The following is a 16,231-nucleotide window of genomic DNA, read 5'->3' on the forward strand; positions in this document are numbered from 1 at the left end:
TATGCAACGTCGACAGCTGTACTGGATGCTACAAGGTTTAGGGTGGCTTTGTTATGCGTTGATATTTGTCTGGGACAATATTTTCTTTAATTACCAAAGTAATACTCCATGCATGACGACTATTATGGTCTTTACGCTATTTAGTATTAGTGGACTGATGTGTACTATCTTCATGCGTTACATATATAAGCGTCTTGATACATCTCATCGATACCGTTTTCTGCTCATATGTTTTCTATTGACCCTTATTATTTCATTGTTGTGGACCGGCGCAAAAAATGCATTCATGTGGTATACATTGTTTCCTGCTCATGCAGTTAAATGGGAAACTGGGGAATTACCTTTCTATGCTATCTTCTTTAATTATTCCAATTCGTTTTTCATTTTGCTGGTTTGGACAGCTGGTTATTTTAGTATCAAAACTCATTTTTACATGTTGGAGCAAACTAAAAGGCACGCAGCGATTGAAACCGACAGTCAGCGTTCAAAGTTCCAGTTGTTACGTTATCAACTCAATCCTCATTTCTTATTTAACTCTTTAAACGCGGCTTCAAATCTCGCATTGCGCGGTGATGGGGAGAAGACAAGTCAAGTTTTGGCTAGTTTAGCCAGTTTCTTACGTTTCACTTTGGATATTTCGACTGATGATAAGATGCCTTTGAAACAAGATTTTGCAGTAATGCAAAAATACCTTGAAGTAGAAAAGCTTCGTTTTGGCGAGCGTTTAGTCGTCAATTGGAATGTTAGTTACGATGCTGAATCGTGTTTGGTCCCTAGCTTTCTAATTCAGCCTCTAATCGAGAATGCAATTAAACATGCAGTATCCAATAAGTTGAATCCCACTATTTTAAATATATCGGCTAGCGTAGTGCAGCAAAATTTGCAGATCCGTCTCGCAGACGATGGACTACTCACATCATTACAATATATCAATGACAGTAGTGGCGTCGGAGTAGTGAATATTAGAAAGCGTCTCGCACTATATTATGGTGATAAGGCGTCACTCGACTTCGAGATCAATGATCCGCACGGCCTTATCTGCACAATAATCATTCCTATTGATGATCAATAATTCGAAGGTTTGAAGGAAAATTGCAATAGTTGCAAGCACCGATGTTTGTTTTCCTTGACGAACAATTCATCCCTTAAAATGTAAGATTCGAATCATTATATCCTGTTTGTAAATGCTTTTATTTAAGATAAGTCCATAGTCTAGAAATTCCTCCCTGGATCTTTAGACTTTGCGGCAGGTGTATTGTGTGTGGTACACCTGCCTTTTTTTTTGCTTTAACAAAGTTTAAGCCTGAACTGTATTAATCGGTCAGTTCTTTGCACAAATATCGTTTGCAGACATTCCTTATCGCATGAAAAGAGACGTTTACATACTGGTATGCTGCATTGGTCACACAGATTCTAAATGCCACTCTAGCACCTCTACAATCGATGTCACCTAATAAAAGGGGTATCGACTATGAAGGCATTAATTAAACCAACACTAATAGGAATATCAATGGCAGCAAGCGTCGTAAGCGCACCTGCTTGGGCTGAAATGGATAAACAGAGCGAAAAGGTAGCTGTCAGGCTATGTGAAAACATAAAATATAGTTCGAAATTTGAATTGCGCAGGATACTTAAGAGATACAGACTCAGCGTCAGAACGATTAATGAAAAACTAGTTTGCAATGGTTTGACGCCAATTGAATTTGCGAGCCTGAATAGCAACAATGAAACACTAGCCCTGCTGAACAAAGATAAAACTAATTCTAGCCTTGCAATGGTAAAGAAGCAGTAAACAGACGAATGGTGGGTGGTGACCATAGCTAAAAATGAGCGAGGTCACCAGTCTATTTATAGTATTTTGGCTTCAACGACACATTACATGAAAGCCATACAGAATGAGTTGGACATGAGGTTTTGCCTTTTTGACAGATCTGTCTAAGTTAGAACTGCCTCTGGATCGGCCGACATTTTCCAATCTTAATGAAGCTCGACTTAAATCTCTAGCCTTGAACGCGACTTGTAAGGAGCGGATTTTAAAAGGATAGCTACATGCTTAATAAGCTAAAAAAAATGGCTTGGATAACGACTTGCCTATTCGTGCATAGTGCTAACGCTTTCTCACAAATTTCAGGTCTTGATGAGATATATGCCGCATATTCCAATCACGATTTATTCGAAGGGCAGGTACTTGTCGCGCAAAATAATCAAATCCTTTTTACCAATTCAAGGATCCAAGATACTCCTGCCGTGTTTGAAATAGGCTCTCTTGCCAAGCAATTTACTGCTGTTCTGATATTAAAGTTAAAAAATAAACAAAAGTTGTCACTTTCAGATACCGTTGAAATGCATGTAAAAGATTTTAAAAACACAGCGGTTGGAAAAGTCACAATAGAACAGTTGCTCAAGCATGAAAGTGGTTTACCAAGAGATTTCGTTTCTATTGATGAACGAAAGTGCTTTCAAAGCATGAACTCGGAAACGCGTGGCCGACTCCTTTCAGTACTAGAGGTTAGCGACTCAACAAGGCGTAATTATTCAAACGCTGGGTATGCGTTACTCGCTCATATGATTGAAATAATAACAAAAAGGCGTTTTCAGGAAGTCATGCGTACTGAACTTTTAAAACCTGCAAAACTTGAATATACCGGAGTGTTAACTCCTCAAAAGCCTGCTGGGTACCATAATGCCCATATCCAACTGCACAATAAAATACTTTTACAACCATATCAGCAACAAGCATATGCGATAGGCCACGGAGCTATGTATTCGTCTGTGAATGACCTCTATCATTGGATTCAACAATTGCTGCGCTTCGAGGTCGTACCTAAGGACGACATCGAATATATGATGAGCCATAATATTGGCCTTTTTAAGTACACTTATGATTGGCCTCAAAATAAAGGTGAAAAAGGCCAAGCATTTACGCACAGTGGCAGCAATGAAGCGTTTGCGGCCAATTTATCTGTATATCTTAATCATGACTTAGTTGTTATATCTCTTGCGAATCAACAGCCGGCTGAAATCAATTCTCTATACAATCAACTTGCGAATCACGTATTGGGCATGACCGAATCATTGCCTTATGAAAATTTTCAAATGAATCTCTACAAGATACTTTTTGAAGAAGGAAAGGCTGCCGCAAAAGAACATTTCAAAAGAGCCGAGAACGCTCAAAGGTGGGATATCCCAAGTCCAGGGGAAATAAACAAAATGGGTTACTTATATTTGCAAAACGACTTCTACCAATCCGCTGTTGATATTTTTCAATTCTTAGTAGAAATTTATCCACAATATAAAAATGGCGAAGATAGTTTAAAGGAAGCGTTAGCAATCAAGCAAAAAGGCCCAGCGAAAACTCATCCATACATTTCAAGAAAGTAATTTGTTTTTGCGAGTTTTAATAAGCTTCACATCATAGTTATCATTCTTCCCAATAGCTTAAAATGATCTCAAGATAAATCTTTGGATCTGAGGGAGCTTCTATAAATTCACGGCCGCCAGCGACTGCTATCTTAAACTAGCGGTTTAAAAGGTAAAAAACTGGCAGGTAACTATATGGCAAGTTCAAATTGCATGAACGAGAATTCTACTACTCAAAATGTCAATGACCGCTGCACATATGAAGTAATTGTTTAGAGGCTATTCCTGCTTCTACATATGCGTAATAATGCTTTTGATATGCTTTCTTTTTGGAATGCCCAAATACTTTGCTAGTATTTTCTAATGAACTGTAATGAGTATTCTTATGACTGAAGGAACGTTCGTTTTTTTGGTTTTGATGGGCTTTTTGACCTTGATGTTCTCTGGTGCGGCGCTATATGCCCACTTTAAAATTAAACTTAAACCCAGAAAAAAATAATCACAATTCTATTTCTGTGCATTCGTTTTTGTCTGCGGTTTACTATCAATTGCTGAAAAGACCGAAAGGCGGCCCTTCAATTCTGCATTCTCCACTAATAACTTGGCATTTTGCTCTGCTAGCACCCGTAACTCATTTTGAAGTTCGTCCACATCTTGCTCTAGCGCATTGATAGATTTGTCAGCATCTAATTCAGCTTCCGTGTATTTCTCTATTTTGTCGCGATAAGACTTTTCAATCGCCAAAGCGCGCTTTTCTTGAATAGCCTGACTATGCATGTACGCTTCAATAGTGAGTTGCTCAATTGCGTCTGTCACTCTTTCCATCAAGTGTGATGCATTCTTTGCATAATCATCTGGAAGTGAATCAAAAGTCAGTTCTTGTGTTTTAGTTGGCAGTAACTGTTGATGGCGCTTCGAGTCAAATGTTTCCCAAACAGATTTGATCCTTAATAGACCACCTCTATAGCCTAAATGCGCCCTGATAGCACCGGGATTTGGTCGCTTACCAATCGCCTCTAGTTCCATACCCGCTTGGATAATAGACTTTTCAGACACTTCTGCGTGGCGAGCCATAGGTTAATTCCTTTAATTTAATTAATTTGTTGCCTAAAAATAGATAACCGCTTTCTTACCGTTGCAATACTAACGTTTGAGAAAGATGTTGTGCAGACTGAGTGAAAGGTCTCGTGCATAAACGACTTTTCAAATGACTATCTCCAAGCATTACTGCCAATGTTCTAGCCTCTTGCGGATTTGTTTTCTCTAGCTCGACCAAGGCAGGGGCACAAATACGCATGGTTAACTCTCTGCAGGATAATAAGAAGCCCAAACTTGCTAGTCGTGCATCGTGTGTAAACATAAGGCATTTACCTATGTCATACAGCAAGCCAACGGCAATTGCGATATCGCCGCTGATACAAATCATATGCCGGCTATCTAATAATGATTGAGCTAGAGTTACTATGTCAGAGAGCAAACTCTTCGCATTATTATCATTTAAACAAACATCTGTTGGGCATTTTAAAAGTTTAATCCCCACATCTTCTGACAATACAATGCCAATTACGAATCGCTTTAGAGATTCGCACCTAATCAATGACAACAGCGTGACCATTTTAATGAGTGAATGCTGATCTCTACAAACTCGCATAGGCAGTTGCTGGATATCATTAAAACCACTTTGTTTCGAAGACACTGATTGAATGTACTTGCAGCATAGAAATGAACCTTTTAACCCTCGCTCAAATCTAGCTTCAATATGTACTAATGAGTTAGGAGATAATTTACCGTGAATACAAGACGCATCTCTGCAATATACAACTTGAGAGCCTGTTAAATCATCAATTTGCATTCTTGCGTAGGCATTTCCCTGCCTATCAAGCTTGGTCACAAAACTTGTTAAAAAATAAACACCTTTAAATCGACTCATCAACCCAATGCTTTTGAGAGGGGCATATTTGATTTGCTTAGTTATCATCGCCAGTATTTCCTAATACACGAGAAAACAATACGTTGGCTGCGGAGCCATCTTTTCTGGTTAAATTGGGTACGTAGCGCGAATACACTCGAAATAGCATCTCTGTATTGGTGTGACCCATTTGCTTCGCTATCCACTCTGGAGACTCGCCAGCCGCCAACCACAGCGTCGCCGCAGTGTGCCTCATCTGATAAGGATTGCGTTTTGGAATACCTAGACTGCGCAATAACGGATACCAGACTCTCTTAGTGACGGCATTGTGATCTAATGGCTTTCCTGCTTTGTTGACAAAAACAAACTGATACTGACCTGTCCTGGACTTCATTGATATGAAAGCGTTATATACAGCTTCGCTCATATCAATCTCGCGTTGACTGGAGTCTGTTTTAGTGTATCCAATTTGACCTTGAACGATGGTCTGGCGAATCAAAATCTGTTTTTTGGCCAAATCAACAAACTTCCACTGCAGACCATCTATTTCACTTGTTCTCATTCCCGTAAAAAAGCGGATGAGGAAGTATTCGTAGAAATCAGACCGACATACAGTTAGGACTTTGTTAATTTCGTCTGGGGTAAATGGACTTATGTCAGATTTTGGGACTTTTAAAGGTTTGATTTGGCGATGAGGGTTCTTAAAGTTGAACCTTTCTGCCGCCTCGGCAAATATAGCTTTTGCAATTTTCATATGACGGTTTATATGAGAAGGCGATAGAGAACTACCATCCTTCTTTTTAATGCCACATAAATGTTGCCTGAAATCGAGCAATTGCTCTTTAGATATTTCGTTTATCGGTAATCCTCTGAAGTAAACCGATAACCGGCCAAACACTATATTAGAAACGGTTGAAGTATAAGTATTGCTCCATTGAACACATTGCTCTTCGAACCATTTATTTGCAAAGCGGTCGAAACTAGGCACTTCAATGATATCTCTGGCGATTACTTTTGCCGTGCGCTCGAGCTTCTTAAGTTGCTTACTATAAGGGAAGGTCGTCGCATAATCGAATTGCCCAAGTAAAATCTCTGCTTGGATTTTATCAAGTAACGCTTGTAAGCGTTTTCTATTTGCTGGCGTATCTGTTAGGTCAGTTTGTTCTCGACAGCGCAAATTCCTGAAACGAAAGTCCAAGTACAGCTTACCGGTCTCTTTTCTGACGTTTATGCTAGGCATGCCCGACTCCACCGTTGGCCATTGGGATTGCCATCGCCTGCTTTGAAAACTTGCACATATCACGCTTGATCGCATCCCAGTCATATAGAATTTTCCGGCCGCCAAATGGACGAATGTAGTGAATACCTTCAATCAAAACTGAATCCTTTAACTGCTCGCGAATGGTGCGACAGTCGTACTTGATCATATTTGACAGTTCTGCTGTCGTTAAGAAATTTGACGTTAATTGCATCGCATTTACCTCTGCTAAGTGATATTGTAAACAGCAAATAGATATTCAAAAATTCAATTTGCCATCCTGAATAACATTATGCATCGCAAAATGCATCTGTCAATGGCTTTTTGCTATTCTGGATGACATTAAGTCATTTACGAGGTTAAACGGTGTGATTAGGTGTCATTTAGCTCGCTTAATGGGCGAAAAAAAGATGAAGATCATGGATGTGGCTAGAGAAACTGGCTTAAATCGGAATACAGTCACCTTGCTCTACAAAGAGACAGCCCAGCGGATAGAGCTGGATGCAATCGATAGATTATGCACATTATTTGATTGTGAAATATCTGACTTACTAGAGAAGGTTAAAGATTAAGCCAGTCAAAGATGTTTTGCTCAAAGCTGGTTCACTTAAACGTAAAAATACAGTGTTAGAATGCAATCTATAGACATATATTCTGCACTTGCAGATTCATTTGCTCAGCAATATGAGTTAGTTAGCTTTGAATCTGTTCACAAAGATTGGTTGCACTTAATACCTGCAGTAGGTATTGCATTGGATGTTGGGGCTGGCTCTGGCAGAGATGCAGCATATTTGGTGAAGCAGGGGTTAAAGGTGGTTGCCGTTGAGCCCGCCAAGAAATTGAGACACCTAGCGCAAAAGCTCCATCAAGGACAAGATATCCAATGGATGGATGATAGATTACCAGACTTGAAGTCCGTAAGAGAGCTTTCGTTTAATTTTGACATCATATTGCTTAGTGCTGTTTGGATGCATTTAAGACAAGATGAACGCGACATAGCACTGAAAAGCCTTAATGAGCTGCTTGATTCAAATGGCTTGATAGTTATCACTTTGCGTCATGGCAGTTCTCCCGATGAGAGAGTAATGTACCCCGTATCAAGAATCGAAATCTTTGAAATTATTGAGAGACTAAACTTACCCCTTTGTGAATTGACCTTTGAGACAAGTACAAGTGATGCCCTTGGTAGAGATAATGTTAAATGGGAAACCGTTGTATTAAAGAGAAATTGCATGGATTGCTAGAATGACAGTAACTCACAAGCGACAAATAGAATTCATTTCTTACATTCAAAGGCTTCTTAAGGAGGGTGATTTCACATCTACGTACAAGTTTGCATTTTTACACGCTTTAGCTGACATTTGTATTGAACAAAAATTGGGGCTAAATGACGCCCGATTGAAAGTTTCCCTTAGCGATATTGCAGAAAGGATCATTAGTCTATATTGGCAGCATTCTCAACCATTTTTTGCTAAGAAAGTTGGAAATGAATTTGTGCTGCTTCAGAACCACGGCAAGCAAGCAAAACTGGTTTCAGAGCTTCAAACCTTAAGGCAGCTTGGTATTAAAAACTTTTCTCAGGCAAAATCATCCAGCCATTGGCATCAATTGTATCTCACGACAATAAAGACTCTGAAGGACGGTCCATTATGGAGACTTCAGATATTATCTAAAGAAGAAGATTGTTTTCTTTACCCCCACATAAAGAATCGTAACTACATAGAACTAAACAGTGGCATTGCCCATTGCTTCAGATTGTTTCATGACATAGTGATAACTCTTGCTAGATTAGGATGGATTAACAAAATATCTAACATTGCCAGCAACCAAAAAGTAATTGGCCGAAGTGGAGAACTAAATGACTTTTTATTTGGCTCCAGCAGGAACTCTCTATTGCCTGCAAAAAATGTTCTTATGGAAATTCAAAAGAATCTGTGCTTTTACTGTAAAAAGCCTTTAAGAGAGTCGCCAGAGGTCGACCACTTCATTCCTTTCTCACAGTACAGCAATGATCTAGGTCACAATTTCGTATTGACTCATAAAATTTGCAACCACAATAAGCGAGATTATCTAGCAGCTCCAGAGCATCGTTCAAACTGGGAAGAACAGAATTTAGTTAAACACGAGAAAACCATAGTAACGTCTTTATCAAGCTTTTATGAATGTAACGCAGAACGCTCTATTCTTATTGCTGACTGGGCTTACAATATGGCGTATCGTAATGGCAATAAATTTTGGCTTAAGGCAACGGATATTTTTGTTTCTTGATACACTAAAATGAGCCTCGAACGGATTCCAACCCGTAATTCGCTTAGTATAGGCACTAACTTCTTTGGTTATCCGAAAAATTTAGAAGTATTAAAGCTTGATGTCTAGACGAACAAGCGCCGATTTGAGAGCGTTTCTTTCAGCTTTACTCAAATTAATATTGCCAACCTCTAACTTTCTTAGTGCAGACATGTTTTTTGGAGAAGCGATTCCCTTTGACTCAATTGATGCCTTTATTGCTCTTGCCTGTGGCACAAGTTCTGCGAGTTTAACCTCGACGTCTAAATCTTTATTCCGTTTTTCTTCTCTTCTACCCGACTTTAAATCGTAGTTAAATTGAGTAATCGATACTCCAAAATCTTTTTGAATCTTGTCACTTGGTTTCCCAGCATTGTCTCTCACCGAATTTTCCCAACACCAAAGCTTTTTAGCAAACTCACCTATATTCCTGACTTCCGGTGGTGGTTTTTTTAGAATCTCTGCTACTTTAATCGCGACACATTGCATCCAAAGCAAAAGCTCATGTGGTACGGCTTGCTCTTCCCAAATCATATCCAAATTTATTTGATGACCTGACTTTCTAAATCCGTCTGCACAAGCAGCAATAGTGTATGTGACAATTTGAGCTTTGTATCCTCGATCGGCTTTATACCAATCAGATTTATTTATACTCTTATCTAATTCAATGAACAAAATTGCTTTAGCAATAACTCTTTTATACCAAGTTTCATTTAAAGCTAAGCTATTCCCTGAAGCCATTTTCTTTAGCTCATCCGCATATTTAAGGAAGCATTTTTGCGCGCCCATTGAAACGATATGAGGAAGGCCATCGAATGAAAACTCATACTTAGCTAAATCAGTCTTCACGATTAAGTGATCTTTGGGATATTCAAGCTCTTTCTTTTTCCTTTCCGATGCACTTTTGTACGCAAACATGCTCCTATACTGACCTCTTGATCTCTCGTAGAACCACTTAACCACATGTAAATGTCCGGCTTTCTGTGGTGGAGTGACGCTTTCAGAAAGTCTCTGGATCTGTATTTGAACAGGACTATTAGAAGCTAGATCTGCAAGAGAAACCTTATTCTGAGTATTAGCGTACTCAGAGATTTTTGGGACTACGGTTTCAATTCTACCTTCATCAATTACACTCAACTTAACTTGCACGTAAACTTTAGATAAATCCTTATTCATGCTGTCTCGAGCGTATAGTAGGGATGCTGTTGTTTGACCGCCGTTTACTATTTGAAAGTTTTTTATTGAGTTAATAACAAGCTTTCCGCTCATTTGACTATCTATCGAAACCTCGGAAGCCGTAGCAGTAACTCCATTATTGTATGCTAGAAACATCTCTGGCTCATTGGATATAGTCTTTAAAATGCCTTTATTAACGTTGGTTCGGGCTTGTAAATATGTACGCACATTCTGCTCTAACAATCGGTTCCCATACACAGCGAAAACTTCAGCTAAAACAGAGCCCGGTATAGTAAAGAGGTATGAGGAATATTTATTCTCCCCTATTTCCGGAGACAAGCAGTCAACTCCTCCACCAAAGTCACCGGCAAAATCAACTTCAATTGGTTCCGATCCAGTTGAAGAAATGACATGGAATCTCTCCAGATCGATTACATTTACATGCAGTACCTTATTGCCTACGAGCCTAGTTTCAAAAACGTTCTTTCTAGTTTTTAAGTATCCATTGGTGAAAATAACAACTCTTATGCGTGTGATTCTATCGTAGTGTTGCCTTATTAGAAGACTTAATTGGAATTCAGGATCTTCCTCTTCAAGAGAGTTGAAATGATTATCATCATGTACTTTTTTTAAAAAACGCTCGGCATAATCTACTGACTGGTCAATGTGCTTAGCGTTAATGGAAGGCATTTCAGACTCCTGATAGTAATCACAGACTACTAAATATAAATCGCCAGAGTCTTTATCTTCTCCTTCAACAATATCAAATGAATATCCATCTATTCTGTATTTCGGCGTTCCTTCAAACCTTATTGGGCTGTACTCTAAGTCTGGCGTATCGCCATTTTCAGCAGCAATCTGTCCATATATGTTGAAGAATTGTGTAACCTCAAAGTCGTGCTCAGCCAAGCTTCCTATTTTAATCTCTTGAGCTAATTGGTGATACTCTTCTTCTAATAACTTATTTGCCATTTAACATCCTTTTTAGATCACTGTCGGAAATGAGGTATTTACTAAGCAACGAGCAATCAATCTCATATGATACAGAACGTATTCCTTGCGCAACATTTGATGGAACCAGCCTTGGAAAATCACTTTCTACCGAGTAAGCTTCCACACCTAAAAAAGTGTAAGTGGATTCCACATAGTTGCTGTCTGGATCATAGCCCAATAGATAAAGCTTTCTCCAGAAGTCGCTTTTCTCTGGAGAGTGTGGTTTCAATAAGAATAAAATTTGCTCCACGAGGCTGCTGAGTGATACGCCTGTATCGGACTTTGAGAACTGATAGCGTGATACTACCAACCGTCTTTCAACTGTATCCAACTGATCCAAAGATGAGATTTTTAATGCATTCTTGCTTGTTGCCAGCGATGCTTTAACTTCTATCGATATAGCACCTAAAGAAATATCTCTAGCGTCGCCATCTGGTCCTCTCCATCCTGCAATTGCCGTTGAATTTGACACCAACTTTTGCTTTAGAATATCTTTTAGAAATGACAACTCTCCTAATAAACCAAGTTGCTGCGCTAGAGATAAACCCTTGCGAAATCTTTCCTGTAAAAGGTCTGCCCATCTGTTCAGGCGATTAATAAAAATATCTGCAGCTCCAGCTTTTGTGCGCGCATTTGAAGAAGCATTTACAAGATCAAATGCAATTGCTGAAAAAAGATCTTTAAGGTCATTGTTTTCTAAAACCATATTTAGTTCGTAAACTCTCGGCAGTACATTCAAACCTAATCTAATGTTTTCGAACTCTGGTAGGTCAACATCATCAAAAATTGGCTCTTCAGAACGCAGCTTTAATTGCCTACAACCTGTTTCAGAATAGCCTATAAGTAAGTCCAACGCGTGATCAGCAGCGATTCTAGTTGTTATGTTTTTGCGAAGCGGTAGTTCAATGTCATCCCATTTTTGAGAAAAATCAATCATTGTCTACTACCACGTCATCATCTTCTTCATTTTGAGAGACTTCTCTCAACTGCTCAATTAGTCGCACAGTTGCTGCATACAGCTTTTCCTTCGGTCTAAACTCTGTTGAAGTAAACCCAAGACTAAGACTAACAACAGGTACTTCAGCTGATAACGAGATATCACTATTATCCTTCGTCGAATACTGAAATATATGAACTAGCAAGATCGGTTGCCTCCTGCAATTCAGAATAGCTCTAGGATCCTTTATTGATTCGTCTGGATTGCTGTTCCTCAGGTCTGAGATTTGCCGTCTGATTTCACCCAAATCCTCTCCCCAAACGAGATCAGTGAATGGTAAGTCAGCTACAACATTCTTTTCAGTTGCTTTCAAATTCCCGCTACTTTCCACTTTTACACCGTTAAAGCGTTGGCGACAAAAAGCCCTGACACTAATAGTACTTAACGGAAAGTTGATTCGAGGCCCATGAACACCACGGGGGTTAGAAGCATAGGGAATAGCTACCGTCCATTTCTCTCCACCGGCATACGAGTTTGCTCGGTCTCTTATATAAGTACTTAACAAAGACTCACTGTCACTCATCTTTATGAAATCAGTCTGTGGTAAATCAAACACTCTCACTAAATCAGCGATTTCTGAAGCGTCGACACCCTCCCAAATTAAAGCTCCATTGCTCTCATTATATGTATCTTTATAGTCTCTCATGAGATGAGATTGAAATTGGGCGATCCTCTTGAAATGCTGATGGTTTACATCTGCATCGTCATAAAACTCGTATGCTTGAACGTGTTTTTCTTGATAGTCGGCAGCCAGCCTGATCGGCTCAGCCGTTCTCATTTTGTTCGCGGCAGTTATCGCTATACCAGTTGGGCTTTCACGCACCTTCAAGCCGAACTCTATTGGAGCTTTCTTGAGCTTTTCCATTCTAATCAAGTCTTCTCTGAGTTCCTCCACAGACTCACTAACCTCTTCAAAATGACTAATCATTTCTTCAGTCAGATGAATTCTACATAAACTCTCATGGCCCAAACGATATCCAAACCACCTACCTAGCTGAAGAAGTGTGTCGCCGGCTCCTACATTTCTGAGTACATAGGATACCGCCAAGCCCTCTAGAGTTAACCCTCTGGCCAATGCAAGGCCACCTACAGCGATGACGTGCAGAGGCTCTTTTCTGGACGAATAATCTAACGTTTTTCCACGCATATTTACCAAGGAGACCTCGATGGGGATAATTGCTGGCACAAGATTTTGCCTAATTTTCTCCCACGAATATCCTGTAAAAGTCTTGTATTCAGCAGACCAAACTTCATGGATGCCTTTTAAAACCTCTGAAACCTCCCATCTGGGGCTATTTGCCCAACTCTTGGCATGCTCTCCCGCTGTATCCACCAAATCTTCAACAAGGTCATAAATTTGCTTCTGAACTGCATTAAACCTACTGACATTAATCATCATTGAGCTATGTCTGTCAGATTCACCATCAAGGATCCTTATCGCTCTAAAAATCAAGAATTCAAAGACTGATTTAATTAAGCTTTCTGGTAGCTCAGAAACGGAGTGAGTTGATCTATGGGATACTGGAAGAAGATCTTGGTAGTCATTAGGTATAACTCTAATGCAGTCCTCTCGATATCTACCATCTTCTGAAAACAGCTCTCTGGCACCAATATAATTGGTAGGCGGTTCAAGGGATTTAATAAAGTGTTTTGGGAAGAGATTATCCCCCAACATTTCATTATTTGATTCAGGATGAATAAAAATATTGGCGAAGGGTGTTGCTGTATACCCTATATACGAAGTTCTTCTAGCACATTGAAGTAATTGCCGAATTCGTTCATTTGTCCGCGTAACGCTTGTTTCACTATCTGTAGTATTGACTGTAGCGTTATCAGCTTCGTCGTCTATTATCAGCATTGGCCCGTCTAACTTCTTGCCTTCAATCAAGCTAGACAACCACTCTATCAACCTCTCTAAGACCCCAACGTGTTTTTTTGTAACGAACAAAACTGGGTCGGCAAAGTTACCTTCTTGCGCACCATAACTTCTCAAGGCATTTATGTTGACATCTCTAAGCTGAGTAGTACCCTGGAAAGGAGACCGAAATCTATATCCTTCCTCTCCGCTCAATACTCTTGCTACTGGATAATATTCATTATTAACCTCATCCCCCAGAGAAGACTTACCAGCAAATGTCATGTCTAACCTCTCCTGAGTCTGTTTCCTTAAGGAGTTGGTAAGTCCTGCTAATACAATTATTATCCTATATCCTGCATCCGCAGCTTTAGTGATCAACGCAGAATAATTTGTTGTTTTCCCTGACTGAACATGGCCCATGACTAGACCGCGTCGATCCCAATCACCATCCTCATTGGGATCACCGAGATAATCCATTACTTCATCTGTTACTTCATCTGTTGCACGAATTGCGTCTTTGGGAAGAGTCGTGTAGTCGATCCAGTATTTGTGCAATCTACGCCAATAATAACTTGTGAACTCACTATCTACCTTTCTTTGTGGGTACCAAGACTTATAGTCAACAACTAGTGAATGCCCATTGGAACCTTTCGCCCAAAAATACTCTTCCAAATGCTTTACAAGCCGCTCCTTAGCTTGACCGTTGAGCAAAGTGGAAATACCTGATTCATTTTCAACAAAATTTTCAACAAACCCTTCAGGCACTGTAGGGCGACCTTGGATGACATTTTCAATTTCAGTTCTTATAAAATTTAGAGAAGCTTCAAAATCCATGGTTCATTCCAAAATGTTGGTTGCGTTATTTCGAACATACTCTTCAACAAATATCCAGTGACTTGCAAATGGTTCAACTGGCCTTAGATACTCGAGAAAATTCTTCAATTTATGAGGGGCTGAATGCGACTGTACATAACTGACTAATGCATGCATTACCAGGCTTTCAAAATCTTCTTCATTAGTGATTGTTTGGTTTAGTTCACCTTTCGAAGCATCACTAATAAACGTATCTGTAGGAAAATAAGACTCTAGCAAAGTCAACACGCTTTCTATGTCAAACTCTTCTGCTTCATCTCTTGTATGATTGATCAAACTGACCAACAAAGGGTGTTCTCTGTTAATCGTATATTTAATTTGACCATTTCTGACAATGCGATTCCATACCGGACTCCTATCTAGAGTGCGAACAACTACCCCCTTTTTTCGGTGAACTGAATGTGAACGCCTATTGAACTTCTTCACGATGTGGCGCAAGTGCGTTTTTAGTTCATTTGGTAATTGTGCTCCAGACTTGTCCAATGTGATTCGCCAGTCATGATCAACACTATTAGGTAAGTCAACTTGGATTCGAGTTAATTGTGATATATCCCGGTGTGGAATTAACTTAAACCACGTACCATGTATAATGAGACGTTTATTTCTATAAACGTAAAATCCTTGGTTCTTTATCATTCCTTCAGCACCGCCCAAGAGTCTTTGTTCTTGCTGGGTTAACTTTGAAAAATGAGGTAAGACGAATGGTTGAAGCGAGATTTTCTCAGAATTAGCCATCACGATTGATTCTTTATCCATGCATTGTGTTGCTGGATGGGTTTTCAAGAAAGGATCAATTGTGGGAAGAGCAGTACCATTTATCTTAATTGTCAATTTTTTCGACGAATCACCCAGCAAATACCTGTGAAAAACCAGAGCTAAGCTTTCTATAGATGTTGAAATTAAGTGGGTGAGAGCATTCTCAAATGGCTCATGACCAGAATTTTGGAGCAAGCGATCCGTTCTTTCCCAACGTACTTCCGTTCCCGAATCGGTCGTAGGTGATATATCTAAGATGTCGAGGGCTTCATCATTTTCGTAATAATCCATTCCCCAATCGGTTATATCATCTATATCCCAGCCAGCAGCAACAATTCCTTCTCTCGTCCAAGACACTACTTTCATTACTCTTGATTGTGACAATGATGCTGATTTCATGCCCCATCCAAATCGACCTAAATCATCCTGACTTCGCTCTTCTTCTGGATGACTGCTAGCTGGCTTCATTGCTTTTTTAAGCTCGTCGCCAGTCATTCCGCACCCGTCGTCTCTTATAGTAACAATGACATCGCCATCGACAGGTAAAAAATTGATATCAACCTCGGATGCTTTGGCCTTTATAGAGTTGTCGATCAAATCAGCAAGAGCGGCTGAGAGGTTATAGTTTCCGAAGCTTCTTGCTGTCGCCATCAGTGCACTTGAGTCTGGCGGATTACTGATTCTCATTGATATCCTTTTCTTGTATTTAAGTAGTTTCAAGAAAGCACTTTGCGATGACTTAAGCAGTGCTCCCTCTTAGCTACT

The 16,231-nt window shown here is 39.7% G+C and carries 14 protein-coding genes; 6 read left to right on the forward strand and 8 right to left on the reverse strand.

The annotated features are described in order from the left end of the window. Positions 1 to 172 precede the first annotated feature (172 nt). The 3 genes from CSH93_RS14760 to CSH93_RS14770 all read left to right on the forward strand — a co-directional run bounded on the left by CSH93_RS14760 (position 173) and on the right by CSH93_RS14770 (position 3,381). Positions 173 to 1,072, forward strand: a complete 900-nt coding sequence (locus CSH93_RS14760; protein WP_164078387.1) for a sensor histidine kinase — start codon at positions 173 to 175, stop codon at positions 1,070 to 1,072. Between the two features lie 399 nt (positions 1,073 to 1,471). Then, the gene (locus CSH93_RS14765) at positions 1,472 to 1,792 is read left to right on the forward strand and encodes a DUF3718 domain-containing protein (RefSeq protein ID WP_100644063.1); all 321 of its coding nucleotides are present in this window, start codon (positions 1,472 to 1,474) and stop codon (positions 1,790 to 1,792) included. A 257-nt stretch (positions 1,793 to 2,049) separates the two neighbouring features. Further along, positions 2,050 to 3,381, forward strand: coding sequence for a serine hydrolase domain-containing protein (locus tag CSH93_RS14770; RefSeq protein ID WP_100644064.1), 1,332 nt, complete (start codon positions 2,050 to 2,052; stop codon positions 3,379 to 3,381). Positions 3,382 to 3,867: 486 nt separating this feature from the next. On the opposite strand, the gene CSH93_RS14775 is transcribed toward CSH93_RS14770, so the two are convergent. The 4 genes from CSH93_RS14775 to CSH93_RS14790 are packed head-to-tail and all read right to left on the reverse strand — an operon-like array spanning position 3,868 to position 6,741. Further along, positions 3,868 to 4,434, reverse strand: a complete 567-nt coding sequence (locus CSH93_RS14775) for a DNA-binding protein (RefSeq protein WP_100644065.1) — start codon at positions 4,432 to 4,434, stop codon at positions 3,868 to 3,870. A gap of 55 nt (positions 4,435 to 4,489) precedes the next feature. After that, complete coding sequence (locus tag CSH93_RS14780; RefSeq protein ID WP_100644066.1) at positions 4,490 to 5,338, reverse strand: hypothetical protein; 849 nt, start codon at positions 5,336 to 5,338, stop codon at positions 4,490 to 4,492. Further along, the gene (locus CSH93_RS14785) at positions 5,328 to 6,467 is read right to left on the reverse strand and encodes a site-specific integrase (protein WP_240615623.1); all 1,140 of its coding nucleotides are present in this window, start codon (positions 6,465 to 6,467) and stop codon (positions 5,328 to 5,330) included. The genes CSH93_RS14780 and CSH93_RS14785 overlap by 11 nt, the downstream gene beginning before the upstream one ends. A gap of 34 nt (positions 6,468 to 6,501) precedes the next feature. Continuing rightward, positions 6,502 to 6,741, reverse strand: a complete 240-nt coding sequence (locus CSH93_RS14790; RefSeq protein WP_100644068.1) for a hypothetical protein — start codon at positions 6,739 to 6,741, stop codon at positions 6,502 to 6,504. Positions 6,742 to 6,895: 154 nt separating this feature from the next. On the opposite strand from CSH93_RS14790, the gene CSH93_RS14795 reads away from it, so the two are divergent. Genes CSH93_RS14795 through CSH93_RS14805 form a run of 3 tightly spaced genes read left to right on the forward strand, consistent with a single transcriptional unit; the run spans position 6,896 to position 8,795 of the window. Then, positions 6,896 to 7,099, forward strand: a complete 204-nt coding sequence (locus CSH93_RS14795; protein ID WP_100644069.1) for a helix-turn-helix domain-containing protein — start codon at positions 6,896 to 6,898, stop codon at positions 7,097 to 7,099. A 60-nt stretch (positions 7,100 to 7,159) separates the two neighbouring features. After that, positions 7,160 to 7,771 (forward strand): class I SAM-dependent methyltransferase, encoded by a 612-nt coding sequence (locus CSH93_RS14800; RefSeq protein WP_100644070.1) that lies wholly within the window; start codon positions 7,160 to 7,162, stop codon positions 7,769 to 7,771. Between the two features lies 1 nt (position 7,772). Then, positions 7,773 to 8,795: an HNH endonuclease signature motif containing protein gene (locus CSH93_RS14805; protein WP_100644071.1), complete on the forward strand. Its 1,023-nt coding sequence runs from the start codon at positions 7,773 to 7,775 to the stop codon at positions 8,793 to 8,795. A 90-nt stretch (positions 8,796 to 8,885) separates the two neighbouring features. Here the strand turns inward: CSH93_RS14805 and CSH93_RS14810 are convergent, their stop codons facing one another. Genes CSH93_RS14810 through CSH93_RS14825 form a run of 4 tightly spaced genes read right to left on the reverse strand, consistent with a single transcriptional unit; the run spans position 8,886 to position 16,153 of the window. Beyond that, positions 8,886 to 10,961: an AIPR family protein gene (locus CSH93_RS14810; RefSeq protein ID WP_100644072.1), complete on the reverse strand. Its 2,076-nt coding sequence runs from the start codon at positions 10,959 to 10,961 to the stop codon at positions 8,886 to 8,888. Next, positions 10,951 to 11,919: a PD-(D/E)XK motif protein gene (locus CSH93_RS14815; protein WP_100644073.1), complete on the reverse strand. Its 969-nt coding sequence runs from the start codon at positions 11,917 to 11,919 to the stop codon at positions 10,951 to 10,953. The genes CSH93_RS14810 and CSH93_RS14815 overlap by 11 nt, the downstream gene beginning before the upstream one ends. Then, on the reverse strand, positions 11,912 to 14,671 hold the full coding sequence (locus CSH93_RS14820; protein ID WP_100644074.1) for a Z1 domain-containing protein: 2,760 nt from the start codon (positions 14,669 to 14,671) through the stop codon (positions 11,912 to 11,914). Before CSH93_RS14820 ends, CSH93_RS14815 begins: the two co-directional genes overlap by 8 nt. A gap of 3 nt (positions 14,672 to 14,674) precedes the next feature. Continuing rightward, positions 14,675 to 16,153, reverse strand: a complete 1,479-nt coding sequence (locus CSH93_RS14825; RefSeq protein ID WP_100644075.1) for an ATP-binding protein — start codon at positions 16,151 to 16,153, stop codon at positions 14,675 to 14,677. Positions 16,154 to 16,231 lie beyond the last annotated feature (78 nt).

Source organism: Neoalteromonas facilis (assembly GCF_002807665.1).
In the GTDB taxonomy this organism is placed as follows: domain Bacteria; phylum Pseudomonadota; class Gammaproteobacteria; order Enterobacterales; family Alteromonadaceae; genus Alteromonas_E; species Alteromonas_E facilis.